Source organism: Kaistella solincola, assembly GCF_000812875.1.
Taxonomy (GTDB): Bacteria; Bacteroidota; Bacteroidia; order Flavobacteriales; family Weeksellaceae; genus Kaistella; species Kaistella solincola.
The window spans coordinates 1,042,728-1,067,949 of sequence record NZ_JSYK01000003.1; the positions used below are offsets into that span (position 1 = coordinate 1,042,728).

The 25,222-nt window shown below is 39.2% G+C and carries 28 protein-coding genes; 17 read left to right on the forward strand and 11 right to left on the reverse strand.

Annotated elements, in window-relative coordinates:
- The first annotated feature begins 10 nt into the window (after positions 1–10).
- Positions 11–862: a diacylglycerol/lipid kinase family protein gene (locus OA84_RS08825; protein ID WP_039344928.1), complete on the forward strand. Its 852-nt coding sequence runs from the start codon at positions 11–13 to the stop codon at positions 860–862.
- 2 nt (positions 863–864) lie between these two features.
- On the opposite strand, the gene OA84_RS08830 is transcribed toward OA84_RS08825, so the two are convergent.
- The 5 genes from OA84_RS08830 to OA84_RS08850 are packed head-to-tail and all read right to left on the reverse strand — an operon-like array spanning position 865 to position 5,496.
- Positions 865–2,166 carry a cryptochrome/photolyase family protein gene (locus OA84_RS08830; protein WP_039344931.1) on the reverse strand — a complete coding sequence of 434 codons (1,302 nt, stop codon included), beginning with the start codon at positions 2,164–2,166 and terminating at the stop codon, positions 865–867.
- The gene (locus OA84_RS08835) at positions 2,159–2,809 is read right to left on the reverse strand and encodes a MarR family winged helix-turn-helix transcriptional regulator (protein ID WP_039344934.1); all 651 of its coding nucleotides are present in this window, start codon (positions 2,807–2,809) and stop codon (positions 2,159–2,161) included. Before OA84_RS08835 ends, OA84_RS08830 begins: the two co-directional genes overlap by 8 nt.
- Positions 2,810–2,816: 7 nt before the next feature.
- Positions 2,817–3,512, reverse strand: a complete 696-nt coding sequence (locus OA84_RS08840) for an SDR family NAD(P)-dependent oxidoreductase (protein WP_039344937.1) — start codon at positions 3,510–3,512, stop codon at positions 2,817–2,819.
- A complete protein-coding gene (locus tag OA84_RS08845) occupies positions 3,512–4,828 on the reverse strand; it encodes an ABC1 kinase family protein (RefSeq protein ID WP_039344940.1) in 1,317 nt (438 codons plus the stop codon). The genes OA84_RS08840 and OA84_RS08845 overlap by 1 nt, the downstream gene beginning before the upstream one ends.
- Positions 4,825–5,496, reverse strand: a complete 672-nt coding sequence (locus OA84_RS08850) for a TetR family transcriptional regulator C-terminal domain-containing protein (RefSeq protein WP_039344943.1) — start codon at positions 5,494–5,496, stop codon at positions 4,825–4,827. Before OA84_RS08850 ends, OA84_RS08845 begins: the two co-directional genes overlap by 4 nt.
- A gap of 87 nt (positions 5,497–5,583) precedes the next feature.
- Between OA84_RS08850 and OA84_RS08855 the strand changes: the two genes are divergently transcribed.
- From OA84_RS08855 to OA84_RS08885, 7 genes are read left to right on the forward strand one after another with little or no spacing between them, the layout of a single operon-like run.
- Complete coding sequence (locus tag OA84_RS08855) at positions 5,584–7,056, forward strand: phytoene desaturase family protein (protein WP_039344946.1); 1,473 nt, start codon at positions 5,584–5,586, stop codon at positions 7,054–7,056.
- A complete protein-coding gene (locus OA84_RS08860; protein ID WP_039344949.1) occupies positions 7,053–7,898 on the forward strand; it encodes a phytoene/squalene synthase family protein in 846 nt (281 codons plus the stop codon). Before OA84_RS08855 ends, OA84_RS08860 begins: the two co-directional genes overlap by 4 nt.
- Positions 7,898–8,356, forward strand: coding sequence for a hypothetical protein (locus OA84_RS11245; RefSeq protein WP_052252158.1), 459 nt, complete (start codon positions 7,898–7,900; stop codon positions 8,354–8,356). Before OA84_RS08860 ends, OA84_RS11245 begins: the two co-directional genes overlap by 1 nt.
- A 1-nt stretch (position 8,357) precedes the next feature.
- Positions 8,358–8,831: a sterol desaturase family protein gene (locus OA84_RS08870; protein ID WP_039344952.1), complete on the forward strand. Its 474-nt coding sequence runs from the start codon at positions 8,358–8,360 to the stop codon at positions 8,829–8,831.
- A 3-nt stretch (positions 8,832–8,834) separates the two neighbouring features.
- Positions 8,835–9,548: a lycopene cyclase domain-containing protein gene (locus OA84_RS08875; RefSeq protein WP_039344955.1), complete on the forward strand. Its 714-nt coding sequence runs from the start codon at positions 8,835–8,837 to the stop codon at positions 9,546–9,548.
- Positions 9,538–10,023, forward strand: coding sequence for an SRPBCC family protein (locus OA84_RS08880; RefSeq protein ID WP_039344957.1), 486 nt, complete (start codon positions 9,538–9,540; stop codon positions 10,021–10,023). The genes OA84_RS08875 and OA84_RS08880 overlap by 11 nt, the downstream gene beginning before the upstream one ends.
- Positions 10,020–11,447: an SDR family oxidoreductase gene (locus OA84_RS08885; protein WP_039344960.1), complete on the forward strand. Its 1,428-nt coding sequence runs from the start codon at positions 10,020–10,022 to the stop codon at positions 11,445–11,447. Before OA84_RS08880 ends, OA84_RS08885 begins: the two co-directional genes overlap by 4 nt.
- A 1-nt stretch (position 11,448) precedes the next feature.
- Here OA84_RS08885 and ggt read toward each other — a convergent pair whose 3' ends face one another.
- On the reverse strand, positions 11,449–13,134 hold the full coding sequence (ggt, locus tag OA84_RS08890; protein WP_039344963.1) for a gamma-glutamyltransferase: 1,686 nt from the start codon (positions 13,132–13,134) through the stop codon (positions 11,449–11,451).
- A 265-nt stretch (positions 13,135–13,399) separates the two neighbouring features.
- On the opposite strand from ggt, the gene OA84_RS08895 reads away from it, so the two are divergent.
- The 5 genes from OA84_RS08895 (at position 13,400) to rplI (ending at position 16,644) form a co-directional block, all read left to right on the forward strand.
- Positions 13,400–14,365, forward strand: a complete 966-nt coding sequence (locus OA84_RS08895) for an NAD-dependent epimerase/dehydratase family protein (protein WP_039344966.1) — start codon at positions 13,400–13,402, stop codon at positions 14,363–14,365.
- Positions 14,366–14,431: 66 nt separating this feature from the next.
- Positions 14,432–15,184, forward strand: a complete 753-nt coding sequence (locus OA84_RS08900; protein ID WP_039344968.1) for a polysaccharide deacetylase family protein — start codon at positions 14,432–14,434, stop codon at positions 15,182–15,184.
- A 171-nt stretch (positions 15,185–15,355) separates the two neighbouring features.
- Positions 15,356–15,697, forward strand: coding sequence for a 30S ribosomal protein S6 (gene rpsF / locus OA84_RS08905; RefSeq protein WP_039344972.1), 342 nt, complete (start codon positions 15,356–15,358; stop codon positions 15,695–15,697).
- Positions 15,698–15,720: 23 nt separating this feature from the next.
- Positions 15,721–16,023 (forward strand): 30S ribosomal protein S18, encoded by a 303-nt coding sequence (rpsR, locus tag OA84_RS08910; RefSeq protein ID WP_039344975.1) that lies wholly within the window; start codon positions 15,721–15,723, stop codon positions 16,021–16,023.
- Positions 16,024–16,119: 96 nt separating this feature from the next.
- Positions 16,120–16,644, forward strand: coding sequence for a 50S ribosomal protein L9 (rplI, locus tag OA84_RS08915; RefSeq protein ID WP_039344978.1), 525 nt, complete (start codon positions 16,120–16,122; stop codon positions 16,642–16,644).
- A 211-nt stretch (positions 16,645–16,855) separates the two neighbouring features.
- Here rplI and OA84_RS08920 read toward each other — a convergent pair whose 3' ends face one another.
- Positions 16,856–18,376 (reverse strand): FMN-binding glutamate synthase family protein, encoded by a 1,521-nt coding sequence (locus tag OA84_RS08920; RefSeq protein ID WP_039344982.1) that lies wholly within the window; start codon positions 18,374–18,376, stop codon positions 16,856–16,858.
- 178 nt (positions 18,377–18,554) lie between these two features.
- Here OA84_RS08920 and OA84_RS08925 point away from each other — a divergent pair, with 178 nt between their 5' ends.
- The 3 genes from OA84_RS08925 (at position 18,555) to OA84_RS08935 (ending at position 20,508) form a co-directional block, all read left to right on the forward strand.
- Positions 18,555–19,235: a DUF4197 family protein gene (locus OA84_RS08925; RefSeq protein WP_052252159.1), complete on the forward strand. Its 681-nt coding sequence runs from the start codon at positions 18,555–18,557 to the stop codon at positions 19,233–19,235.
- A 74-nt stretch (positions 19,236–19,309) separates the two neighbouring features.
- Positions 19,310–19,615, forward strand: coding sequence for a DUF493 domain-containing protein (locus tag OA84_RS08930; RefSeq protein ID WP_039344985.1), 306 nt, complete (start codon positions 19,310–19,312; stop codon positions 19,613–19,615).
- A 2-nt stretch (positions 19,616–19,617) separates the two neighbouring features.
- Complete coding sequence (locus OA84_RS08935) at positions 19,618–20,508, forward strand: TIGR01777 family oxidoreductase (RefSeq protein WP_052252160.1); 891 nt, start codon at positions 19,618–19,620, stop codon at positions 20,506–20,508.
- On the opposite strand, the gene OA84_RS08940 is transcribed toward OA84_RS08935, so the two are convergent.
- The 4 genes from OA84_RS08940 to OA84_RS08955 all read right to left on the reverse strand — a co-directional run bounded on the left by OA84_RS08940 (position 20,505) and on the right by OA84_RS08955 (position 23,424).
- Positions 20,505–20,852, reverse strand: a complete 348-nt coding sequence (locus tag OA84_RS08940) for an ArsC/Spx/MgsR family protein (protein WP_084060895.1) — start codon at positions 20,850–20,852, stop codon at positions 20,505–20,507. The genes OA84_RS08935 and OA84_RS08940 overlap by 4 nt on opposite strands.
- A 62-nt stretch (positions 20,853–20,914) precedes the next feature.
- Entirely contained in the window at positions 20,915–21,529 is a 615-nt protein-coding gene (locus tag OA84_RS08945; RefSeq protein WP_039344990.1) for a deoxynucleoside kinase, read from the reverse strand.
- Between the two features lie 48 nt (positions 21,530–21,577).
- The gene (locus OA84_RS08950) at positions 21,578–22,369 is read right to left on the reverse strand and encodes a hypothetical protein (protein ID WP_052252161.1); all 792 of its coding nucleotides are present in this window, start codon (positions 22,367–22,369) and stop codon (positions 21,578–21,580) included.
- 32 nt (positions 22,370–22,401) lie between these two features.
- Positions 22,402–23,424: a glutaminyl-peptide cyclotransferase gene (locus OA84_RS08955; RefSeq protein ID WP_039344993.1), complete on the reverse strand. Its 1,023-nt coding sequence runs from the start codon at positions 23,422–23,424 to the stop codon at positions 22,402–22,404.
- A 115-nt stretch (positions 23,425–23,539) separates the two neighbouring features.
- Between OA84_RS08955 and OA84_RS08960 the strand changes: the two genes are divergently transcribed.
- Positions 23,540–25,153 carry a M1 family metallopeptidase gene (locus tag OA84_RS08960; RefSeq protein ID WP_039344995.1) on the forward strand — a complete coding sequence of 538 codons (1,614 nt, stop codon included), beginning with the start codon at positions 23,540–23,542 and terminating at the stop codon, positions 25,151–25,153.
- Positions 25,154–25,222 lie beyond the last annotated feature (69 nt).

Below are 25,222 nucleotides of genomic sequence, written 5' to 3' on the forward strand. Positions count from 1 at the left end.
TTTTGTAGGTATGAATCATGTCGCCTTCATCATCAACCCATTTTCTGCCCAGAAAAATTACCAGCCGTTTTTAGAATTATTAAAAAAAAGCCTCGAAAAGCCGGTAATTTTTCTTTCAGATTCCGTTGAAGGGACTGAAAAATTCATCAAAGAAAATTTTGATCACATTGATATTTTTGTGGCAGTTGGCGGTGATGGAACAATTTCTTCTGTAGCAAAAAACCTCATTTTAACCGACAAAATTCTCGCAATTTTTCCCGCCGGTTCCGGAAATGGATTTTCGAACGAAAATAATTTTACCAAAAATCTGGTCAGTTTGCTCGGAAAAATCAAGAACGGAAATCACCGCGCAATCGACACTTTCATGGTGAATGAGCATTTTTCCATCAATGTTTCGGGAACCGGTTTCGATGGAAAAGTGGTGAAAGATTTCGAAAAAACAAGCCGCGGCTTTTCAAATTATATCAAAGTTTCTCTGCGTACTTTTTTCCGTTTTAAAACCGTGGCAATTCAGTTTAAAGCAAAAGAATTCCAGCAACACAACGGAAATTATCTGATGATAAACGTCGCAAACACGCGCCAGTTCGGCAATAACGCCTACATTGCACCGCACGCCAGCACAATGGACGGTCTTGCCGAAATTGTTTTGGTAAAAAAATTCCCGATCTGGTATAGCGGAATTTTTACGGTGAATATGTTTGCAAAAAAACTGAAAAAAAACCGTTACCTCACCTACCTTTCCGTTCCGGAAATTGAGTTTAGCGTTGATTCTGAGGATTGGCATCTGGATGGCGAATATACGGTGATTAAATCGCCAATCAACGTAAAAGTTTTACCGAAAAGTTTAAAAATTCTGGTTTAAAATCAGCTGTTTTCAAGACCAGATTTATAAGCCTTTAAAGCTCTTTCGCGCGCAAACTTATGCTCGATCATCGGTTCCGGATAATCTTTTGACCCAAATTCCGGCACCCATTTTTTAATGTAAATAAAATCCGGATCGAACTTTTTTTGCTGCTCCATCGGGTTAAAAATCCGGAAATAGGGCGCCGCATCACAGCCGCTACCGGCGCTCCATTGCCAGTTTCCGTTGTTTGCGGAAAGATCGTAATCAAGCAGCTTTTCCGCGAAATATGCTTCACCAATCCGCCACTCCATCAACAAGTGTTTGGTGAAAAATCCGGCGCAAATCATACGCACGCGGTTGTGAATAAATCCCGTTTCATTGAGTTGCCGCATCCCGGCATCTACAAGCGGATATCCTGTCTTTCCGGTTTGCCATTTTTTTAAATCTTCTTCATCGAAAAGCCAGGCAATTTCGTCGTACTTTCTTTTGAATGACTGATGGACAACGCGCGGAAAATGAAAAAGAATCTGCATAAAAAATTCCCGCCAGATCAGTTCCTTTAAATACGTTTGGTTAAAATTTACCGCTGAAGCAGCCAATTTTTTAATACTCACCGTTCCGAAACGCAAATGAACACTCATTTCGCTGGTTTTCACCGTGGGAAAATTACGTGTTTCGTGGTAATTTTTTATGATTTCAGGATTGAAATGCGGAATTTCAAAATTCAATGAAGTTTTTTCAAAACCGATTTTTTCGCACGAAATATTTTGCGGCTCAACATCTATTAAATGATGCAGCAAATTCTCACTTCGGTATTCGGCTAATTTTTCACTTTCAAACCGCAGCAACCACTTTTTGGAATATGGTGTATAAACCGTGTACGGCGGGCCGTCGGGTTTCGCAATATCGTTTTTATGAAAAATTACCTGGTCTTTAAAAGCGAAAAAATTTACCCTTTTAGCGGCTAAAAATTCCGCTATTTCAGCATCCCTTTTAATTGCTGCCGGTTCGTAATCTTCATTGCAGAACACCGCTTCCAGATCATATTTTTCCGAAAGTAGCTGAAAAATTTCTAAAGGTTTTCCGTGAAAAACTTCGATCGATTTGCCTGTTTTTTCTAAAAACGCATTTAATGTCTGTAAAGTCTGAACAATATAATCAACGCGTTTGTCTGCCTTATTTTCTAATTTCGACAGAATATCTGTATCAAAAATAAAAATCGGCAAAACTTTTTCGGAAGTTTCAAGTGCGCGAAAAAGTCCGTGGTTATCGCTTAACCGCAGATCGCGCCGAAACCAGAAAACCGTAATTTTTTCAACCATTTCCCACCATTTTCAGGATTTTTTCCGGGTCTTCATTCCGCAGGTTCGTGTAAACCGTATGGTGAAAAGTATTCAGCTTTTTCAGTGAATTCAGCAGCTGCTCCTTTTCTTCCGAACTAAGTTTGCCGCACATGATTTTTGAAACCACCGTGATATCCTGCATTGCTTGCTGAAAAACTTTTTTCCCTTTTTCAGTCACCGCGATACGAGTGCTTCTTTTATCATTTTCATCGGGACTTTCTTCGATCAAACCATTCCGAACCAGCCTTTTAATAATTTCAATTCCGGACTGTTTTTCGTGCGCGTTTTTCTCGATCAGCTGCATCTTCGTAAGCGACGGATAGTCCATGAGGCGGAAAAGATAAGTGAAATCTTCGTTTATGAGATCGCTGTGATTTTCGAGCGACTTTTTAATTAAATGTTTCGAATAACGTCCCAACATAATCACCTGTTTCGCGATTTCATTTTCCAGGTCGAAAACTTTTAAATCATATTTTTCCGTCAGATTTCTCGGATTTTCCCTTTCATAAGCTTTTTCGTTCAGGTAAAGCCGAAAATCATCCAGGGTAGGTTGGTTGCTGTTCTGGCTTTTTTGAAAAGTATTAAGCTCCGACAGAATCTCAATGACTAAATTTAGTTCCATACCGATATTATAATTTTATATTACCTAAACCTCCGTCTACACCAATAATTTGGCCCGTCATCCAGGAACTTTTCTCGGAAAGTAAAAATTCCACCAGGTGCGCACTGTCTTCTGCCGTCCCAACTCGCTGCAACGGATGACGTTTTGCGGAAGCACTTCTTTTCTCCTCCGTCGATAGCAATTGCGTGGCAAGTGCTGTGTCGCTTAATGAAGGTGCTATTACATTCACCCGGATTTTATAAGCAGAAAATTCAGCTGCTAAACTTTTAGCAAAACCTTCAATAGCACCTTTGCTGGCAGTAATTGAGGTATGGAAGGGCATCCCGAGCTTGGCTGCCACCGTGGAGAATAGCACGATGCTGGCGCCACGTGACTTTTTTAAAGCAGGTAAAATTTTCTGAATAACCTTTACAGCGCCCAAGAAATTTTGGTTAAAATCAGCTAAAAAATCGTCTTCCGAGAGGCGGTTAAAAGGCCGTAAATTGATGCTGCCGGGGCAGAAAACCAAACCGTGCAATTCCTCCGGCAGATTTAAACCGGAGAGATCATCCTTTGTAACATCGGCTTTGTAAAAAGTTGTATTTAATGCCTCTAATTCCGTGGTTAGGTTTCTGGAAACTGTGAAAACATTTTCTGTTTTTAAAAGTTGTGCGCTCGCTAAACCAATACCTTTTCCGGCGCCGATAATCAGAATATTTTTCATTAGTCGGCAAAGTTCTTATAATTATTAATGCGGATTTCTTTCGCGTTGATTTCGTGCATCAAATTGAAAAGCCCGAAAAACGTACGGTTCATGTAAATAAAATGTTTGGAGCCGCGGTTTGCATTTCTACCTTTAATTTGCGTGTTTTTCGCGTATTTCTGACCGAGATCTGCAATAGCTGCGAAAAATTCGCCGTCAGAAAAATCGAAAGTTTCGTCCTGGAATGGTGTCGTAAACAGGAAAAGCAAGTCGTAGAAAATTTCGGTAAAAAATGCTTTTTCCTCGGGTGAATCGTCAGGTCTGATGATTTCCAGTTCCAGTAATTTCCGGTCAAAAAACGCCTTATTTTTCAGGTTTTCTCTTGACGCAAGTTCAAAATACGGAACGTAAAAATCCTCCGGAATGGTTTTCATACAGCCAAAATCGATGGCCGTTAAAGTTCCGTCGTCAGTCACCAGAAAGTTTCCGGGATGCGGATCGGCGTGAACTTTTCGCAGCTCATGAATCTGAAACATATAAAAATCCCAAAGTGCCTGCCCTACTTTATTTGCTTTTTCCGGATCGGAATTTTCCGCACAGAAAGTCGAAAGATGCTTGCCGTGCATCCAATCCATGGTGATGATTTTGTCGTTCGACAGTTCCGGATAATAATTCGGGAAAATTAAATTCGGCAAATTTTCACACTTTTTCCTGATTTCCAGACTTTGCTCAATTTCGAGTTTATAATCGGTTTCTTCCAACAATTTATCTTCAACTTCCTTAAAGTATTGGTCGGAATTTTTGCCTTTAATATTGAACATTTTCATTGCAATTGGTTTTACCATCGCCAAATCGGAGGAAATGCTGTCGGAAACTCCGGGATATTGAATTTTTACTGCGAGTTCCTTTCCGTCTTTAAAAGCTTTGTGAACCTGTCCGATGCTCGCCGCATTGCTGGAAGTGCTATTGAAAGAATCAAATAATTCTGTCGGCTTTTTACCGAAATAATTTTTGAAAATTTTGTTCACCAAAGGCGCAGAAAGCGGCGGAACCTGAAACTGCGAAAGCGAAAATTTCTCCACATAAGCAGCGGGCAGAATATTTTTTTCCATGCTGAGCATTTGCGCGACTTTCAAAGCGCTGCCCTTCAGTTCTTTTAAGCTGTCATAAATATCTGAAGCATTGTTGGTGTTCAGATTTTCCTTGGCTTCGTCTTCGGTTTTGGTGATTTTTTCACCATAATATTTAAGATAATTAACGCCAACTTTGGCTCCGGTGGAAATTAATTTGCTTGCGCGCTGTATTTTACTGGTAGGAATTTTGTCTAATGTTTTCATGAATTGGGTCTCACTTTTTCGTTAAATAAAAATTTTCCCAGATCCAGCAGCTTTTTAAACGGTTTTACATCAAGCAAATCCATGCCTGTGTCTACAGATTTTTCGATGAAAATATCGGTTTTTTCGAAGTTTGAACTCGTGTCATCAAGCCAGAATTTCAGCGTTGCCAAAAACTGTCCCCAATAAAATTCCTCGATTCCTTTGTTTTTAATTCTTTCAAGCTTCATCTTGCTTTCTGAAGAGTTTCCTAACATCGAATCTGTAACATCAAGACTTTTAATAAATCTTAAAAATTCGGCCTTTAAAGCCCATAATTTTTTAAAATTCTGAAGGTTGTTTTTTTCCTGACCAATGAGGTAAATCACCAAAGTCCGGTTCAGCGTAAGCTGTTCGAAAAAGGTAAAGTAAAAAGAAAGCAGCTTATTTTTCGGTGTCTCCATAATATAGGATTCTTCCGCGGAAATCAGCAGCAACGTTTGCTCAAGGAAATATTTTAAATAATCAGCTTCCAGCTGGTCAAAATTCGCGTAATAAAAATAAAAATCGCTTTCTGAAATCTCGTGATCATCGCAGAAAGTAAAGACATTCAGCGGCTTTCGGTTTTTGCGAAGGACATAGTTGGAGTACAGCTCCAAAATATTTTCCTTTGTTATTTCTGTATTTTTCATATCTTCTCTGTGTATTAAAGTACAAATTTAGTAAAAACATTTTCTATTTAAAAAATAAAAGTATATTTTTGTTCCATTATAAAATTAATGAAAAAAGTTGTAATCATTGGATCTGGTTTTTCTGCGCTCGCTTCCGCCTGTTATATGGCGAAAGCTGGTTTTGCAGTGCAGGTTCTGGAAAAAAATGAGCAGCTTGGCGGGCGGGCTTCGATGTGGGAAAAAGATGGTTTTAAGTTTGACATGGGTCCGAGCTGGTATTGGATGCCTGATATATTTGAACGTTTTTTTTCTGATTTTAGTAAAAAAGTTTCAGATTATTATTCACTTGAAAAATTATCGCCGGCTTACCGCGTAGTTTTTGGTGAAAATGATTTCATTGATATTTCCGACGATCCGGACAAAATCATTGAAAAATTTGAAGAAGTTGAATCCGGAAGTGGCGCTCATCTCAGAAAATTTATGGAAGATTCGCGGAAAAATTACGAAATCGCGATGCAGGATTTGGTTTACAATCCAGGAAAATCTCTTCTCGAACTTGTAAGCTTTGAAACAGCAACACGGCTTCCGCTATTTGTAAAAAATATCTCCGAAACGGTCCGAAAAAATATTAAAAATCCAAAACTTCAAAGTATTTTAGAATTTCCAGTTTTATTTTTAGGCGCAAAACCGCAGAACACGCCGGCTTTTTACAATTTTATGAACCATGCCGATTTCGGTTTGGGAACCTGGTATCCGAAAGGTGGTTTTAATGCTGTGGCGCTCGGAATCGTCAGTTTAGCTAAAGAATTGGGTGTGCAATTTCACGTCAATCAAGAAGTGACGAAAATTGAAACCGAAAATAACCTGGTAAAAAAAGTGATTACCACGACAGATTCTTTTGAAGCTGACATCGTAATTTCCGGCGCTGATTATGCACATACAGAAAAACTGCTCAAACAACCGGAAAAAAATTACAGCGACGATTACTGGATGAAAAAAGTTTTCGCACCGTCGTCCTTTCTATATTATGTCGCGTTCGATAAAGAAGTTCCAGAATTGCAGCACCACAATTTGTTTTTCGATACCGATTTTGGCAGGCACGCGGTGGAAATTTACGACGAACCGCAATTGCCAAAAAAACCGCTTTTTTATGCCAATTTTTCTTCAAAAACAGATAAAGATCTCTGTCCGCCAGGAAAAGAAGTCGGATTTTTTTTAATTCCTGTTGCGGTAGATTTAGAAGACAGCCCGGAAATTCATGAACAATATTTCGAGCTAATTATGGATCGAATTCAGAAAAATATAGGCGTTGACCTCCGAAAAAATGTTCTGTTCAAAAGAAGTTTCGGCGTTCAGGATTTTAAAGACCGTTACAACTCCTGCCGCGGAAACGCTTACGGATTGGCTAATACTTTGCTGCAAACTTCCGTACTGCGGCCCAGCATCAACAATAAAAAGATTAAAAACCTTTTTTATACCGGACAACTTACGGTTCCGGGACCTGGTGTGCCGCCGGCTTTAATCTCCGGAAAAGTGGTGACAGACTACATACTTAAACATGAAAAAAACACGACCAGATGAATAATTTAGAAATTTTTAATGAAGTCTGCGGTCAGTCATCCAGGTTGGTGACGGAGCGCTACAGTACCTCTTTTTCTCGCGCTTCTACCCTTTTCCAGCCCGAAATTCGCCAGCACATTTACAATATTTATGGCTTTGTACGCTTGGCGGACGAAATTGTGGATACTTTTCACGATTTCGATAAAGGAAAACTCATGGCGGAATTCGAACAGAATTATCACCAAGCGCTTGAAAACGGCATCTCGCTGAACCCGATTTTACAATCTTTCTGCACCACGCAGCGCGAAAAGAATATTCCGCAAGATCTTGTCGATTCCTTTCTTTATTCAATGAAGATGGATTTGCATGAAATTAAAAATCTCAATGACGAAAAGTATAACGAATATATTTACGGCTCGGCCGAAGTGGTGGGTTTAATGTGTTTAAAAGTTTTCGTAAACGGAAATGTGACAGAATATGAAAAGCTGAAACCTTACGCACAAAGCCTTGGCGCAGCTTTTCAGAAAATAAATTTTTTACGGGATATAAGCGCAGATTTTAACGATTTAGATAGAACGTATTTCCCGAATGTAGATTTCCGAAATTTTTCGGCTGCTGATAAGGAAAAAATTGAGCTGGATATTGCAAAGGATTTCGCGCACGCAAAAACCGGAATTAAAATGCTGCCGTTAACCTGTAAACTAGCGGTTTTTATGGCATATAAATATTATTTCAACCTCTTTAAAAAAATACGGAACACAAAACCGGAACTTTTGCTGACGAAAAGAATCCGCGTTTCGAATGCAAGAAAAATCTATCTTTTTGGAGAAATGATTTTAAATAAAAACCTGAATTTGCTTTAATGAAAAAAATTAGCCTCTTATTAGTCCTTTTTTTTATGAACGTCACCAATGCGCAAAACCTTAAAGATTACCGTGCGCTTCTTCAGAAAGGAGAAAATTCTGAAGTCGCGGCGAAAAAACTCATTGAAAAATCTGCCTCGGCATTCGATGAAACAAAACAACCGATTTACGCCGGGTTTTTGGCAGTTGGAAAGTTTTTTATGGCAAAACACGTTTTCAATCCTTTAAAAAAAATGTCCTATTTTAATGCAGGAAAAAACACCATGGAAGCGGCAGTAAAATCTGATCCGAAAAACCTGGAAGTCCGTTTGATGAGGCTTATCACCCAGGAAAGTGTCCCCAAATTTTTGGGTTATTATCAAAATATTGAGGAAGACAGAAATTTTCTCACCAGAGATTATAAAAAAACGGCAGATAATGACCTAAAAATTTACATAAAAGCGTATTTAAAACTATAAAATGGAATTTACAGGATATATATTTCTCACCATCGCTGTAGTTATCACTATGGAAGGCGTTACGTGGCTTACACACAAATTCATCATGCATGGTTTGGGCTGGTATCTGCATGAAGACCACCATCAGCCCGGATATCCGCATGTTTTTGAAAAAAACGACGCTTTTTTCGTGGTTTTTGCCATTCCAAGCATGTTGCTTTTTTGGTTCGGAACAGTAGACGGCATCAACTGGATGTTTTTTGTCGGCCTCGGAATTTTAATTTACGGAATCTGCTATTTTCTGGTTCACGATGTTTTGATCCACCGCCGTTTTAAATGGTTTGACAAAACCAATAACTGGTATTTCCGCGGACTTAGAAAAGCGCATAAAATGCACCACAAACATCTGGGCAAGGAAGACGGAGAATGTTTTGGAATGCTGTATGTTCCGATGAAATATTTTCGCGAAGCGCGTTTATCCACTTTAAAAAAATAAATTTTGCAGTCCTACTATTATCTTCTCCTCGATTTTTTCAGCTTTATAATACCCTTCCTGTTCACTTTTGAAAAAAAGCGGATGCATTTTATTCAGCACTGGAAGGCTTATTTTACGGCGATAATCTCCGTCGGGATTTTCTTTATTTTATGGGACAGCTATTTTGCGTACAATGATGTTTGGGGTTTTAATGACCAATATTTAGTCGGTTGGCGAATCTTAAAATTACCGATTGAAGAATGGCTTTTTTTCCTTTTAATACCTTACGCCAGCGTTTTTATCCATTATTCACTGAAATATTTTTTTCCGCAAATTATTCTTTCTAAAAAAATTACGCATATTATTACTTATATTTTATTTGCAGTTGGTTTGGTTTTGTCGGTTTCCAATTACGACAAAATGTACACGTTCATCTGCATCGGGCTTTTCACGATTTTAATGCTGTTACAGATTATTTTTGAATGGAGTTATGCCCGAAGATTTTACCTCAGTTTTATCATTATTTTTATTCCTTTCTTTTTTGTGAATTCTGCGCTGACGGGAAGTTATTCTGAAAATCCTGTGGTTTTTTATGACAATTCAGAAAACCTCGGAATTCGGCTCGGTACTATTCCGGTGGAAGATGCTTTTTATTGTTTTGCGCTTTTGTATTCCATCACTTTGGTTTTCGAATATTTGAAAACAAAGAAATTATTCCGTTCCAGCCATGAAAATTAATTTGACCAAACAATCAGGAATTTATACGCTGACCTCGGAGCAGGTTTTGCCATTATCTTTAGAAAAAGCCTGGGAATTTTTCACATTGCCGACGAATTTAGACAGAATTACACCGAAGGAAATGGAATTCAGAATTACAAATAATCCGCCAAATAAAACTTACAAAGGTCAGATTATCACTTACAAAATTGGCGCTTTACCTTTCATTAAATCTAATTGGATTACAGAAATCACGCATCTGGAAGAGCAAAAATTTTTCGTCGATGAACAGCGATTCGGACCTTATGCGATGTGGCATCACGAACATCATTTTAAAGCAGTTTCGGACAACGAAGTTTTGATGACGGATATCGTGAATTTTAAACTTCCTTGCGGAATTTTTGGTGATTTAGTGGCCGGAAATTATGTAAAAAACAAGGTGAAATTTATATTCGAAAGTCGCTATAAAATTTTAGAAAAAACCTTTTTATCATGAAAATTCTCCTCACAGGCGGCACCGGTTACATAGGCAAAAGACTTCTGATTCAGTTGCTCGAAGAAGGTCACCACGTGGTGTGTTCTGTGCGTGATAAAAACCGGTTCGGTTTAAAACTTTTTAAAGATAAAATCGACCAGATTGAGGTTATTGAAAACGATTTCTTAGATGAATCGAGCTTAGAAAATATTCCGAAAGATATTGAAGCTGCGTATTATTTAATTCATTCCATGTCGTCCAGCGACGGAGATTTTGAACAAAAAGAAAAAATTTCTGCCGATAACTTTCGAAAAGCTTTAGAAAAAACAGCCGTAAAGCAGGTAATTTTTCTCACTGGAATCATCAATGAAGAAAAACTCTCGAAGCATTTACAATCGCGGAAAAATGTGGAAGGAGCTTTGCAAAGTTCGGTTTACAGTTTGACGAGTTTACGCGCTGGAATTATCGTGGGTTCCGGCAGCGCGTCCTTCGAAATCATCCGCGATTTGGTGGAAAAACTTCCGGTCATGATTACACCAAAATGGCTGAATACCAAATGTCAGCCAATTGCAATCAGGAATGTGATGCAGTTTTTAGTCGGCGTTTTGGGCAAAGAATTTACCTACAACCAAAATTACGATATCGCAGGAACCACCGTTGTTACGTACAAAGAAATGCTTTTGCAATATGCAAAAATTAGGGGCTTAAAGCGGCAAATTTTTATAGTCCCTGTGATGACACCGAAATTATCGTCTTACTGGCTCTATTTTGTAACATCAACAAGTTATTCGCTCGCCGTAAATTTGGTGGACAGTATGAAAATTGATGTGGTGGCAAAACCGAATAATCTGGCTGAAAAGCTCGGTATTCATCTATTTTCTTACGAAGAAGCCATCCGTCAAGCCTTTGATAAAATCAAGCAAAACGATGTTTTGTCCAGTTGGTTTGATTCTTTTACAAACCAGTTTCACAACAGGAAAGTTTGGCAATATCTGGAAGTGCCGACGGAAGGCTGTTTTAAAGATATCCGAGAGGAAAAAGTGGATGATGTAGAAAAATCTCTAGACCGAATCTTCAGCATCGGCGGTAAAACAGGCTGGTATTACGCAGATTTTCTCTGGAAAATCCGCGGGCTTTTAGATAAACTTTTTGGTGGTGTAGGATTACGCCGTGGCCGCCGAAATATGAGTGAGTTGGAAGCCGGCGATTCCGTGGATTTTTGGCGCGTGCTTTATGCCAACCGAGAAGAAAAACGGCTTTTGCTTTTCGCTGAAATGAAACTTCCTGGCGAAGCCTGGTTGGAATTCAAAATAAAAAATGGCGTCCTGCATCAGGAAGCCACGTTTCGTCCGCTTGGATTATCTGGAAGATTGTATTGGTATTCCGTTTTGCCGTTTCACGGTTTAATTTTTAACGGAATGCTGAAAAAACTGGCTGGAAAATAATTTATTCCACCGCTACGGAATCATCGCCGCGACCATCTGCAATAGCGACCGCATTTCCATTTTCATCGATTACGATTACTTCTGTACGACCGATTTGCGCGGTTCTTTCCATGGTGTATTTATTTTTAACTAAATCAGCAATCGTGGTTTCCGGGAAATTCCTTTCAATCAAAACCGATTCTGGCAGCCACTGATGATGAAATTTTGGTGCATTGACCGCCATATTCGGACTTAATTTAAAATCGATGATGTTTACGATCGTTTGAAAAACAGAAGTGGGAATCGTAGTTCCACCCGGCGTTCCAACAATAATATATGGTTTTGAATTTTTCAAAACGATGGTCGGTGTCATAGAACTCAACATTCTTTTTCCCGGTTGAATGGAATTTGCTTCGCCACCTACCGCACCGAACATATTCGGAACACCTGGTTTTACGGAAAAATCATCCATTTCATTGTTTAGGAAAAATCCGGCACCAGTAACCACCACTTTGCTGCCGTACAAACCGTTCAACGTTGTTGTCACCGCCACCGCGTTTCCTTCTTTATCGATGACCGAAATATGCGTAGTCTCGGTGGATTCTTTAGGTTGTGGAATAATTTTGCCGACTTCAGCACTTGGCGTAGCGCGGTTCATAGTAAAAGTTTTCCAGCGGTTTTTTAAATATTCTTCGGAAATCAGCATTGCTGTTTGATCTATTATAAATTCCGGATCGCCCATAAATTCTGCGCGGTCTGCAAACGAACGTCTTTCAGCTTCCACCATTATTTGCACCGCAGGTGTTGAGTTATGCTGATATTTTTCCAGATTTTCGAACGAAGTCATTTTCAGCATTTGCGCTAATAAAATTCCGCCGCTGGACGGTAACGGCATGGAAACAACTTCGTTTTCTTTATAATTAAAAGTGATCGGTTTTCTTTCCACCACCTTGTAATTTTTCAGGTCGCTTAAAGAAATAATGCCATTTCCGCGCTGCATTTCTTTTACAATTAAATCAGCTGTTTTGCCTTCATAGAAACCTTTTGCACCGTTTTTCTGGATGAGTTTCAAAGTTTCTGCAAGTTCTTTCTGAACTAAAATTTCTCCCGCTTTCCAGGGCATTTTTTTGTGAAATACCGTGGCGGTTTTATTATGCTGGTTGAAAAATTCCATTTGGGTATTCAGCAGATTTGCTTCTTTTTGGGTGATTGCAAAACCTTGTTCCGCCAAATCTATCGCGGGCTGAATAAGTGTTGACATCGGCAGGTTGGCGTGTTTCAACGTAGCGTAAAAACCAGCAACAGAACCCGGAATACCAACCGCAAGTCTGCCGTTTTGGGAAAGATCGGTATTTGCGTTTCCTTTTTTATCGAGATACATGTCTCGCGAAGCTTTTGAGGGCGCGGTTTCGCGGAAATCGATGGTGAATTTTTCACCGTTTTTTTTCACGCCGACTAAAAATCCGCCACCGCCGATGTTTCCCGCCTGTGGATAAACCACCGCCAAAGCGTATTGTGTGGCGATGACCGCATCGAACGCGTTGCCGCCGGCTTTCAGTATTTTTGCGCCGGCTTCGCTGGCTAAAGGATGCGCAGAAACCACGAGACCTTTGTCTTTGGTGTGGATTTCTTTGACGACATTTATATCGGTGAATTGCGCGAAAACAAACTGGGACAAAAGAAGAAAGGAAAGAAAGAACTTTTTCATGCTGAAGAATTTTACCAAAATTAGGGAAAAAATGCCCAAATAGCAGCTAATTTTTTTTGGTGCGATTACCGCGACCCGGCTTGAGTGGAGCTCTTTTTGCGGAGCGAAGCGGAGCAAAAAAGCGGGAACGGAAGACGGAAAAAGTCGCCCAAAAAAAATAAAAAAATCGGCCTTCGAAGCCGTAAAATGTCACCCAAAAAATTCCGGGGAAAAACGGGTAATTTTAAGCGATTTTTCTAAATTTGTGGAAATCTAAAATCAACGCATGGAATCTCACACGGAAAAAATACTTATTACAGGCGCTTTGGGGCAAATCGGGACCGAACTTACTAACCGTTTGGTGGAAATTCACGGTGCTGAAAATGTAGTCGCTTCGGGCCTTGACCGCTGGGACAAAAGCCTGACCTCCGCGGGATTTTATGAAAGAATGGACGTTACCAACACCCAGCTGGTGCGCCAGGTCATTAAAGATTACGAAATTACAACCGTTTACCACCTTGCCTCATTACTGTCCGGAACATCCGAAAAACAGCCGCTTTTCGCCTGGAAACTGAATCTGGAACCACTTATCCAGTTTTGTGAAATGGCGAAAGAAGGTTTGATTCAGAAGATTTTCTGGCCGAGCTCCATCGCGGTTTTTGGGAAAGGAATTCCAAAAGAAAATGTGGGTCAGGAAGTGGTTTTAAACCCAACGACGGTTTATGGGATTTCTAAAATGGCTGGTGAAAAATGGTGTGAATATTATTTTGATAAATATGGCGTGGATGTGCGCAGCATCAGATATCCGGGATTGATTTCCTGGAAAACTCCGGCTGGCGGCGGAACCACCGATTATGCAGTGGAAATTTTTTATGAAGCGGTGGAAAGCGGAAAATATACGAGTTTTATTGCCGAAAATACCGGAATGCCAATGCTTTACATGGAAGATGCGATAAACGCAACATTGAAATTAATGGCGGCGCCGAAAGAAGATTTAAGCGTGCACACCTCCTACAATTTAGGTGGTTTGTCTTTTACGCCGAAAGAACTTGCGGCAGAAATTCAGAAAGAAATACCGGAGTTCAGCATTGATTACCAACCGGATTTTCGTCAGCAAATTGCAGATTCCTGGCCGGCTTCCATCGACGATTCAGTGGCGAAAAAAGACTGGGGACTCAGCTACGATTACGACATCACGGAAATGACGAAGGATATGCTGAAAAACCTGAAGGTAAAACTGCAAAAAAATTAAATTTTACAAAACCCCAAAAAGTCTGCAATACGCAAGTTTGCAGACTTTTTTTATTATCTTTCTGACATGATTTTACTGACTTTCAATATTCTGGCGAACGATTTCAGCTACAAGCAAAAAACGGAAAAAACCGCTGTAGAGCCGGTAGAATTTGCAGTTTCTACTACGAAAACCATTTTAAAAAGTTTAGAACAAGCTGAAATTTCCGCCACGTTTTTTGTGGAGATCTCATTTTTGGCCAAAATGGAAAATCTGCTGAAACAAATGCGAAATGAAGGTCATGAAATTGCTTTTTTTCACCAAAATTCAAGTTTGGAAGAAATAGAAGCTGCTAAGAAATGGACTGAAGATTTGCTTGGAAAAAATGTGCGCGGAATCCGCATTAATGAAAATGCTTTTGAGGTGAGCGCGCTGAAAAAACTTCAGTTTAATTATATTTCATACATCGATGATCAGCAAGTTTCTTTTCCGCTGAAAAAGCTTGTGCGCAAAGCGCCTTTGAAGGAAGAAAATGGTTTGACACTACTCTACCAAAGCATTTCGCCGTATTCGCAGATGCCGTACAACGATTTGGTTTTTCAGCTGGTTCCGTTTTTTTATTACCTGAATATGGTGGTAGAAACGGTAAAAAGAGACGATTTTGTTTTGGTAAATTTAAATTCCTGGCAATTTGGAAATGTGAAAAATCTGCCGTTTCAGCTGCCTTTTTTTAGAAAATTAAAAAGCGGAAAAGCGATGCAGCTGAAACTTGAGCGTTTTCTGGATTGGATTAATGAAAACCAAATGGCGACTTCGCGCGTAAAAGATTTTATAAGCTAATCACAAAAAATATCGCGCTAAAACGGCTTTATTTTGAGATTTTGCTCATTCGCGAAAATTCAGCATCGAATATAATTTCGAAAGTGCTTTTAATTCCTTCAGTATCTTGCATGTTAGCAAAAGAAGTTATATTTTTGCACCTCGAAATAATTAACAATTTTAATTAACATTATGAACAATTACGAAACTGTTTTCATTTTAACTCCCGTTCTATCTGACGCACAGGTGGAGGAAGCAGTAAAAAAAGTTGAAGATCTTTTAAAATCTAACAATTGCGAAATCGTTGCCAAAGAAAACTGGGGACTGAAAAAATTGGCTTATCCAATTCAATTAAAAAAGAATGGTTTTTACACTTTGATCGAGTTCAAAGGTGAAGGAACTGTGGTTGCAGATTTAGAGTTGATGTTTAAGCGTGACGAAAGAGTAATCCGTTACCTTACCACAAAACTTGACAAGCACGCGATCGAGTATGCAGTGACAAGAAGAACCAAAGTAAAAACTGCAAAAGTTTAATTTAACCCTCAAAAAAAAGAACAATGGCAATAGATGATATGGCTAAACAAGCCTCAGCAGGTGGTGAATCGGAAGTAAGATTTTTAACTCCAGTAGACATCAACACAAAATCTGACAAAAAATACTGTAGATTTAAAAAATACGGTATCAAACACGTAGATTATAAAGATCCTAATTTCTTACTTCAGTTCGTTAACGAGCAAGGTAAAATTTTACCAAGAAGATATACAGGAACTTCTTTGAAATACCAAAGAAAAGTATCTGCAGCTATTAAAAGAGCAAGACACTTGGCAATGATGCCTTACGTAGCAGATTTATTAAAATAACATTAATCATTGGTTGTTGGTTATTGGTTGTTGGTTGTTGGTTCGCTAACTTCTGACCTCTAAAATCTAACTTCTAAATAAAAAAGGACAACAACAATGGACATTATCCTAAAAAAAGACATAGAAAACTTAGGTCTTGAATTCGACACGGTAAGTGTAAAACCTGGTTACGCAAGAAACTTTTTATTGCCACAGGGCGTTGCAGTATTGGCAACTCCAAAAAACAAAGCAGACTTAGAAGCTACTTTAGAAGCAAGAAAAGAAGAGGAAGCGAAATTGGTTGCTGCAGCTAACGCAACAGTAGATCAGTTGAAAAAAACAAACATTACCATCGCTACTAAAGTAGGTTCAGGTGATAAATTGTTTGGCTCTATCAACAATGCAAATCTTTCTGAAGAATTATCTAAAGCAGGTGTACAGGTAGATAAAAAATACATCAAAATTCCAGGGAACAATATTAAGAGAACTGGTAAATTCACAGCATTGATCAGACTTCACAGAAATGTAGAGCACAGCTATGAATTCGATGTTGTATCAGATGCACCACCCGTTGTAGAACCAAAAGCAGCTCCGGCAAAACCGAAAGCACAGCAAGAGGAAACTCCGACTGAAGAAGCTTAATCGCTCTTTTAAAATAAAAAAATCCGGTATTATTGCCGGATTTTTTTGTTTTAGTGGTCAGGTTTTCAGTTGGCAGTAGTCAGTGGTAGGACGCTTATCGCTTACTGCTTATTGCCTACAGCTTATTGCTTACTGCTTATTGCTTAAGACGACAACGCCCCAAAAAAAAGCTCCGAAAATAATCCGGAGCTTTTTTATTATTGTTTAAATTTTAATAACGGTGAACAGGCGCTTTTACGTTTCCTAAAATATCTGGGAAATAATAATCGGCCAAGTGTTCGAACTCGTCACCACGCATAAACATGCTCGCATCCACTTCTTCGTACGACGTTCTTCCGGCAGCAGCAATCAGCTCGTTGCAGGTTCGTAAGGTGTTCTTGTGGAAGTGATACACTCTTTCACTTTTATCGGTTACATCAAGGCCTTTAATAAGCATTTTGTCCTGTGTTGCAACTCCCGTCGGGCAAGTGTTCGTATTGCAGCGCAAAGCCTGAATACAGCCGAGCGCAAACATAAATCCGCGCGCGTTGTTACACATATCAGCGCCCATTGCGATAGCGCGCAGAATGTCAAGCGAGGTTAAAACTTTACCGCTTGCGATTACTTTCAATTTGTCGCGAACGTTGAAGTTGGTTAAAGTTTTATTCACGAAAATCAAAGCCGGTTCCAGCGGCATTCCTACTCCATCCGAAAATTCCGGCGGCGCGGCTCCTGTTCCACCTTCAGCACCATCAACGGTGATGAAATCCGGATAAATTTTCAGGACATTCATCTGAACGCAGATGTCTTCAAATTCTTTGGTATCGCCAATACATAATTTAATTCCGACAGGTTTCCCTTCTGAAAGATCGCGCAGCTGTTTCACAAAACGCAACATTCCTGCAGCATCTGAAAAGGCTGAATGCGACGGCGGCGAAATAATGGTCATTCCTGGTTGTACATGACGGATTGCGGCGATTTCCGGTGTATTTTTAGAACCTGGTAAAACTCCACCATGTCCCGGTTTTGCACCTTGAGAAATCTTGATCTCGATCAATTTTACACTAGGTAAAGACACATTTTTCTGAAAAATTTCCGGTGAAAAATTTCCATGGTCATCGCGGCAGCCGAAATATCCGGTTCCGATTTGCCAGCAAAGATCACCACCTTGCAAATGGTAAGGTGAAATTCCACCTTCGCCGGTATTGTGGAAAAACCCACCTTTTTTGGCTCCTCTGTTCAAAGAAATTTGCGCGCGGTCACTTAACGAGCCGAAACTCATCGCTGAAATATTGAACAAAGATGCTTTGTATTTTTGTTTACAGTCTACACCACCAACCAAAACCGTCGGTAATTCTTCCGCCGGTGATTTTGCGTAAATGGAATGCTTAATTCCTTCGTAATGTCTGTTATTAATTTCCAACTGAGTTCCGAAAGGCACCGTATCGCTGATGTTTTTAGAGCGTCGGTAAGCTGCTGAACGTTGGTTTCGCGGAAAAGGTTTCCCGTCGGTTTCTCTTTCGATAAAATATTGCTGCATTTCGGGTGAAATGCCTTCAAAAATATATCGGAAATAACCGATCACGGGGAAATTTCGCAGGATTGCATGTTTTTTCTGGAAGCTGTTATACAGTCCCAAAGCGTAAATGGCGGTAAGTAAGATGGGAATCCAATAGTGGGTTTTAATCAAAATAGCAATTGCCCAGGTGACCACCAGTATTACAATTCCCCACTTAATGAACTTGTCTCTCATTATAATTTTATTTTGTATTTTCTGCAAAATTACCAATAATAAACCGATAAAAAAACCGCACAGCGCCGAAAAAGGGATAAAAAATTGCGAATTTAGAAATTCGAAAAAAAAGCCGTTTTAGCACCATATTTTTTGGCGTGCTATTTGTGATGCATCGATAAATCAAAATACAAATATTATGAATAGAAATACAATATTAGTGGCAACCATGGCAGTTGCAACTATCGGTACCACAGCGCAATCCTGCGTTGCTTTAGCTACTTCGGCGGTGGGCATCGCGGTTTTAAAACAGATTCTTTTAGGTGGTATCACCAAAGGTCTTAATATTTTCGGCGACAAAAACAGCTTCCTTGCAAATAATCTCATCGATGCTGCGCTTCCGTCGCAATTGCGCGACCTCAACAATACTTTACAGAAACTTGGTCTGAACAGTTTGGTTCAGAAAGAAAAAGAATATATCGCTGAAGCTGCTGCTTTTACCGTAGAAACTTCGCGACCGATTTTGGTAAATGCTGTAAATTCTTTAACCGCAGATGATGCAGCCAGAATTTTACAGGGCGGAAGCGGCGCCGCAACACAAATTTTGCGCGAAAAAACTTCAGAACAGCTGATGTTGGCAATAGCGCCGAAAGTTGATGCAAAACTGAATGAATTCGGATTGGTACAATCGCTGAATTCTGCGCTTACCGGCACCAATCTTTTGAGCGGAATTTTCGGTGGACAAACCAATAACGGACTCACCAGCGGAATAAGCAAATTTGCAGCACAACAAATGGTGAACGGACTTTTCAACATTATTGAAAGTCACGAACAGCAAAACTCAGCAGCGATTATAAACTCGCTGAGCGGCGCAAAATAATATATTATTAAATACGTAAATTTGAAAATCCGGCCTTTGGTCGGGTTTTTATCATTTTAATTAAAACTTGCAAAATGAATATTATAGATAACGAAAGCAGCAAAAATCCGGAAGAATTTTACACTTCTCTGAAGGAAAAGCTGGATCACACGCATAATTTTCCCGAAGATTTCCTTTTTAAATTTATAATTGAAGGCAGCGAAGCCAAAAGCACCGAAATTTTTCGCGTTTTTGATGATGTGAAATTCACTTTATCCACGCGCGACAGCTCTAACGGAAAATACACATCGATCAGCATCAACGCTTTTGTAATGGATTCCGATCAGGTGATCAGGCTTTACAAAGAAGTTGGTAAAATTGAAGGCGTGATGATGCTTTAATTATGAACATTTTAATCACGGGCGGCACCGGCTTGATCGGTAAAGCTTTAACCGAAAATCTTCAGCAAAAAGGTCATATCGTTCGGGTTTTAAGCAGAAAACCTGAAGGCGACGAATTTTACTGGAATTTGAAAGAGAAAAAAATCGATGACGCGGCTTTTGAAAACTTAGACTGCATTATTCATTTAGCCGGTGCGACTATCAGCCAGCGCTGGACCGACGATTACAGAAAAGAAATGTTTGCAAGCCGTGTAAATGCGGCGAAACTTCTGAAAGATTATTGTCTTAAAAATAATGTCCATTTAGATTCTTTTATTTCGGCTTCCGGAATTAATTATTATGGCACCCTTACTTCGGATGAAATTTTAGATGAAAAATCCGGCGTTATAAAGGCAGATTTTTTAGCAAAACTTTGCGTTGACTGGGAAAAAGCTGCTGATGATTTTTCTGATATTTCCGATCGTGTAGTTTGTTTACGAACCGCAATGGTTTTCGCGAAAGACGGCGGCGCTTTTCCGCTTTTAGAAAAAACCGTTGCTTTAAATATCGGTTCTGCGGTTGGTTCCGGAAAACAGTGGATGAACTGGATTCACCTCGACGATTTGGTAAATATGTACGTTTTCGCGGTAGAAAACCCTGAAGTAAACGGAAAATTTAATGCCGTAGCGGACGATATTCCAACCAATAGGGAATTCATGAAAAAACTGGCAAAAAGCAAGGAAAAATTTTTCCTGCCGCTGAATGTACCGGCTTTTTTACTTCAAACGGTTTTAGGAGATATGAGTTCAATTATTCTCGAAGGAACGCGCGCCAGCAACAAAAAAATCAAATCGCTGGGATTTGATTTTAATTATTCTACTTTGAAAGAAGCTTTTAAAAGCTTGGTCTATTAAGGTTCAACAAAAAATTTTGCCAGTTCTACCGGTCTTGCGATCATCGCCACGGCATCTTTAATGATAATTGGCCGCTGAATGAGTGACGGATTTTTTACCATGACATCAATCCATTCATCTTCGCTTAAATTTTTGTCGCTGAACTGTTCTTTAAAAAGATTTTCGTTTCTGCGGATTAAATCTTTCGCTGCGATGTGCAGCTTTTTCAAAACCGTGCGGATTTCCAGCTCGCTTAAAGGATTTGTAATAAAATCGATTATTTCAAACGGTACGCCGTTTTCGTCCAGATATTCCAAAATTCCGCGACTTTTGGAGCAGGTATTATTGTACAGCACTTTTACCATGATGAATAGTTTTTTAAAATTACGGTTTGTGATAAAAACTGAGGTTTTTAAGCTCAATTCACTTAGAATAAACCGTGTAATTCTGTCTCTATTCTTTCCAGGATATAACCAAAATCTTCAGGTCTTTCTACAAAATCCAGGTCATCAACTTCGATGATCAGGAGTTTTCCTTCATTATATTCAGAAATCCAGCGTTCGTATTTTAGATTAAGTTTGGAGAGGTAATCAATGGAAATTGAGGATTCATAATCGCGGCCTCTTTTATAGATTTTCTTAACCAGATTCGGTACGTCAGACTTCAGGTAGATCAGCAAATCCGGTGCCGAAACAAAGCTTTTCATCAGGTTAAAAACCGACGAATAATTCTGGAAATCGCGGTCGGTCAAAAGGTTCATATCGTTCAGGTTTTCCGCGAAAATATGCGCATCTTCATAAATCGTGCGGTCCTGCACAATATCTTTTCCGCTTTCGCGGATTTCTTTCACCTGACGAAATCTGCTGCCCAAAAAATAAATCTGCAAAGCAAAACTCCATTTACTCATATCCGCGTAAAAGTCCTCCAGATAAGGATTGTGGTCTACATCTTCAAACTGAGCTTCCCAATTATAATGTTTCGCCAACATTTTGGTTAAAGTGGTTTTTCCCGCGCCGATGTTTCCTGTGACAGCAATATGCATTCTTAAAAGTGTATTTTTTAATTAAATTTTGGCTGCTTTTTGGGCAAATTATTGTGTTTTACCCTCGCCGCCAAATCTTTTTTCAAGCGGGTAAAGATAAAGTTTGTTGCCGCTGACTGCAAAATAAGACGAGGTGTTTTTATCCACAATTTCGCAATCTTCACACTGAAATAAAACAGTGAGTTGATTACCAGAAATTTGTGCAACAGCATTTTGACCGACGATTAAAATTTTGTCATTTTCGCGCCGAAGTTTTCTGGAATTTTTCGCTGCTATTTCAACCAATTTTTCCGATTTGAAATTATAGATTTCCAGTTTATTTTTGAACAGAAGATACAGCTGCTTTTCGTACACGAGCATATCCAAAACCTCGTCGAAATCAAAGTTTAAAGGAAATTTATTTAAAACTTTATCGTCGCGGAAATGGTATTGAATTAAATTTCGGGAACTAGCGTCCAGAAGCCAGATTTGCTGTAAATCTTCAGCGTAAGCAGCTTTAATGAACCCGAATTTTTGCTGAAATTTTACGGTTTGAATTTCTGCCAGGTTTTTATCGAAAAATTTCAGTTCCTGTGCATTTTCCGAAAAAGACGGAATATTCAGCGGATTTTGCACCGACTGAACTTTGAACGGAAAAGTCAGCCGCAACTGCGCGTTTAAATTTCCTTGCGAATCATATTTCGCAAAACTAAAATCGGAATTTTGGTAAAAATAAAAATTGCCGTAATCATCGGCGAAAAAATCTTTCGTTTCAGGTAAATTTTCGGCGATTAAAACCGCTTTTTTCTGCGCTGAAACCGAAGTGAAGAAAAGCAAAAGAGCAAAAAATATGATTTTCATAAAATTAAAAAATTTGCCCTTTTAACCGGGAATTATTTGATTTTAACTTCGTAAATCGTCGGCCAGTTTTTTCCGGTAACCAGCATATTTTCACCTTTAAAGGTAATTCCGTTTAAAACAGAATCGGTGTCGGTTTGGTGCTTTTTCGCGATTTCAGACAAATCAAATTTCCCGACAACTTCGCCGTTTTTTGGATTGATTTTCAAGATTATCGGTTTCTGCCAAACATTAGAATAGATGAATCCGTCGTGAAATTCCAGCTCATTCAGCTGGTCATAAGCTTCGGTATTTCCGGCAACCGAAATATAGCGCACCATTTTTGAGGGATCATTCACATCCAGAAAATAAATATTTTTCGTACCGTCGGACGCGATGAGATTTTTACCGTCGTAAGTAAGTCCCCAACCTTCGCCCATCACGTTTGGATACTCGAATTCGCTTAATAATTCAAATGAATTTTTGTCGTAGATAAAACCTTTTTTATTTCTCCAGGTCAGCTGATAAATTTTATCACCAACAATGGTGCAGCCTTCAGAAAAAACGTCGGAAGCCTGCGGAGCTTCTTTCAGCGCAGTTGTGGTGCCGAGCGTATATTTTAAAATTCGGGATTCCCCAAACTGACCTTCCGATTCATAAATGGTGTTTCCTTCAAGTTCAAATCCCTGCACGAAATTATTCGGGTCGTGCGGATATTCTTTTACAATTTCGTAAGTCAAAATAGCTTCCGGATTTTTCGCAAAAACATTGATGGTGGCATCCTGCGTTAAAATTTCGCCGCCTTTCTTTTTAATATTAAAAGTCACCGCATTATCTCCAAGTGTAAAAAATTCGGGGTCTACAACGAGTTTATCGGTTTCTTTATCGCCAAAGCTGATGGTAATGCTTTCCGCGTTTTCAAGCACTTTTGCCGGCAAATCCAGCTTGTCGCCAAAATGATAACCTTTACTTTCCATTGACAGGTTGTAATCGTTCAAAGTGTTTAGAACTTCCTTGTCGTTGTTACAGGAAAACAGAAAAATAAGGGCAAAAAGGGCGGAAAAAATTCGAAGTTTCATTGAATAAAATTTTTTCAAAAATACTGAATTTAATCAAGAATAATTTGAGAGCCATTTTTCGTCGCGGACTTCCCCGGAAATAATAATTATATTTGCCTTGCTTATCAAACTAAACATGAAAAAAACAGTCATTGTCCTGCTAATTTCCTCGGGATTTTTTTCCGCGCAGCAAGCTACAAAACAAGACACTTTAAAAGGTTCCAATACCGAATTCCGCAATTTTTGGGACGTAAAAAAATATGAAATTTCCGTAGAGCCGAAGTTTGCCGATCAATCGGTTTCCGGCACGAATAAAATTACTTTTGAAATCCTACGCGATGTTACCAATCCGGTTTTCCAGATTGATTTACAGCAACCGATGAACTATAAAATCATCGATTCTGATGAAAAGTTATGCTCCTCCAGACGCGACGGAAATTTTATTTTCATCGAAACCAAACGCGCATATAAAAAAGGAGAAAAACACACTTTTACCCTGCAATTTTTTGGAAAACCAACCGTGGCGAAAAATGCGCCCTGGGACGGTGGTTGGGTTTTCAAAAAAGACGAAAACGGCAATCCGTGGATGTCTGTAGCGCAGGAAGGAATCGGTGCTTCGGTTTGGTTACCGTCGAAAGATTTGTGGAGTGATGAACCGGACAATGGAATCGTGATGAATATCATCACCCCAAAAGATTTGGTTGGAGTAGGCAACGGCAGATTGATTTCGCAAAAATCAGAAAAAGATAAAAATGTCTTCATCTGGGAAGTGAAAAATCCCATCAACCTCTACTCCATTGTGCCGAATGTTGGGAAGTATGTAAATTTTAAAGATTCTTATGCCGGTGAAAAAGGTGCGCTGGATTTGGATTATTGGGTTTTGGATTATAATCTGGATAAAGCCAAAAAGCAGTTTACGCAGGTAAAACCGATGATGAAGGCGTTTGAATATTGGTTCGGGCCGTATCCTTTCTACGAAGATTCTTATAAACTGATTGAAACACCGTATTTGGGAATGGAACATCAAAGTGGTGTCGGCTACGGAAATCATTATGAAAACGGTTATTTGGGCAGAGATTTATCCGGAACCGGCGTGGGTTTAAGTTGGGATTTCATTATCATTCATGAAAGCGGCCACGAATGGTTTGCGAACAACATTACCGCAAAAGAAAAAGCGGATATGTGGGTACACGAAGGCTTCACCAACTATTCCGAAACTCTGTTTGTTGAAAAGTTCATCGATAAAGCTTCCGCGGAAAAATATGTGGTGGGAATCCGGAAAAACATCCGTAATGATGAACCGATTATTGGCCAATACGGAATTGCAAAATCTGGCAGCGGCGACATGTATTATAAAGGTGCAAATATGCTTCACACGATTCGCCAGGTCATTAACAATGATGCGAAGTTCCGGGAAATTTTACGCGGTTTAAATGCTGATTTTTACCACCAAACCGTAACTTCAAAAGATGTTGAAAATTATATTTCCGAAAAATCCGGCATTGATTTTTCAACTGTTTTCGACCAATATTTGCGCACCACGCAAATTCCGACTTTACAGTATTCGCAGAATGGAAATACTTTGAAATTCCGTTACGACGTGGCGGTGAAAAATTTAAAACTGCCAATTAGAATTAATGGAAATCAGGAAATCAAACCTACGGACAAATGGCAGACTGTAAAATTAAATTCCGCAGAACCAGTAAAATTTGATGAGAATTATTACATCTATTATTCTGCAGAAAAATAAATTTTACCGGCATTTTACCCCGATTTTTTTTAAAATAAAAAAAATACCGTCTTTTAAGCGGTATTTTTT

Coding starts and splice junctions, on each gene's coding strand:
- ggt (WP_039344963.1), bottom strand. CDS start 13,134: ATGAAAAAGTTCTTTCTTTCCTTTCTTCTTTTGTCCCAGTTTGTTTTC.
- OA84_RS08885 (WP_039344960.1), top strand. CDS start 10,020: ATGAAAATTCTCCTCACAGGCGGCACCGGTTACATAGGCAAAAGACTT.
- rplI (WP_039344978.1), top strand. CDS start 16,120: ATGGACATTATCCTAAAAAAAGACATAGAAAACTTAGGTCTTGAATTC.
- OA84_RS08955 (WP_039344993.1), bottom strand. CDS start 23,424: ATGAAACTTCGAATTTTTTCCGCCCTTTTTGCCCTTATTTTTCTGTTT.
- OA84_RS11245 (WP_052252158.1), top strand. CDS start 7,898: ATGAAAAAAATTAGCCTCTTATTAGTCCTTTTTTTTATGAACGTCACC.
- OA84_RS08830 (WP_039344931.1), bottom strand. CDS start 2,166: ATGGTTGAAAAAATTACGGTTTTCTGGTTTCGGCGCGATCTGCGGTTA.
- OA84_RS08960 (WP_039344995.1), top strand. CDS start 23,540: ATGAAAAAAACAGTCATTGTCCTGCTAATTTCCTCGGGATTTTTTTCC.
- OA84_RS08855 (WP_039344946.1), top strand. CDS start 5,584: ATGAAAAAAGTTGTAATCATTGGATCTGGTTTTTCTGCGCTCGCTTCC.
- rpsF (WP_039344972.1), top strand. CDS start 15,356: ATGAACAATTACGAAACTGTTTTCATTTTAACTCCCGTTCTATCTGAC.
- OA84_RS08840 (WP_039344937.1), bottom strand. CDS start 3,512: ATGAAAAATATTCTGATTATCGGCGCCGGAAAAGGTATTGGTTTAGCG.
- OA84_RS08835 (WP_039344934.1), bottom strand. CDS start 2,809: ATGGAACTAAATTTAGTCATTGAGATTCTGTCGGAGCTTAATACTTTT.
- OA84_RS08940 (WP_084060895.1), bottom strand. CDS start 20,852: ATGGTAAAAGTGCTGTACAATAATACCTGCTCCAAAAGTCGCGGAATT.
- OA84_RS08945 (WP_039344990.1), bottom strand. CDS start 21,529: ATGCATATTGCTGTCACAGGAAACATCGGCGCGGGAAAAACCACTTTA.
- OA84_RS08845 (WP_039344940.1), bottom strand. CDS start 4,828: ATGAAAACATTAGACAAAATTCCTACCAGTAAAATACAGCGCGCAAGC.
- OA84_RS08860 (WP_039344949.1), top strand. CDS start 7,053: ATGAATAATTTAGAAATTTTTAATGAAGTCTGCGGTCAGTCATCCAGG.
- OA84_RS08870 (WP_039344952.1), top strand. CDS start 8,358: ATGGAATTTACAGGATATATATTTCTCACCATCGCTGTAGTTATCACT.
- OA84_RS08825 (WP_039344928.1), top strand. CDS start 11: ATGAATCATGTCGCCTTCATCATCAACCCATTTTCTGCCCAGAAAAAT.
- OA84_RS08895 (WP_039344966.1), top strand. CDS start 13,400: ATGGAATCTCACACGGAAAAAATACTTATTACAGGCGCTTTGGGGCAA.
- OA84_RS08925 (WP_052252159.1), top strand. CDS start 18,555: ATGAATAGAAATACAATATTAGTGGCAACCATGGCAGTTGCAACTATC.
- OA84_RS08850 (WP_039344943.1), bottom strand. CDS start 5,496: ATGAAAAATACAGAAATAACAAAGGAAAATATTTTGGAGCTGTACTCC.
- OA84_RS08920 (WP_039344982.1), bottom strand. CDS start 18,376: ATGAGAGACAAGTTCATTAAGTGGGGAATTGTAATACTGGTGGTCACC.
- OA84_RS08930 (WP_039344985.1), top strand. CDS start 19,310: ATGAATATTATAGATAACGAAAGCAGCAAAAATCCGGAAGAATTTTAC.
- OA84_RS08900 (WP_039344968.1), top strand. CDS start 14,432: ATGATTTTACTGACTTTCAATATTCTGGCGAACGATTTCAGCTACAAG.
- OA84_RS08880 (WP_039344957.1), top strand. CDS start 9,538: ATGAAAATTAATTTGACCAAACAATCAGGAATTTATACGCTGACCTCG.
- OA84_RS08950 (WP_052252161.1), bottom strand. CDS start 22,369: ATGAAAATCATATTTTTTGCTCTTTTGCTTTTCTTCACTTCGGTTTCA.
- OA84_RS08935 (WP_052252160.1), top strand. CDS start 19,618: ATGAACATTTTAATCACGGGCGGCACCGGCTTGATCGGTAAAGCTTTA.
- rpsR (WP_039344975.1), top strand. CDS start 15,721: ATGGCAATAGATGATATGGCTAAACAAGCCTCAGCAGGTGGTGAATCG.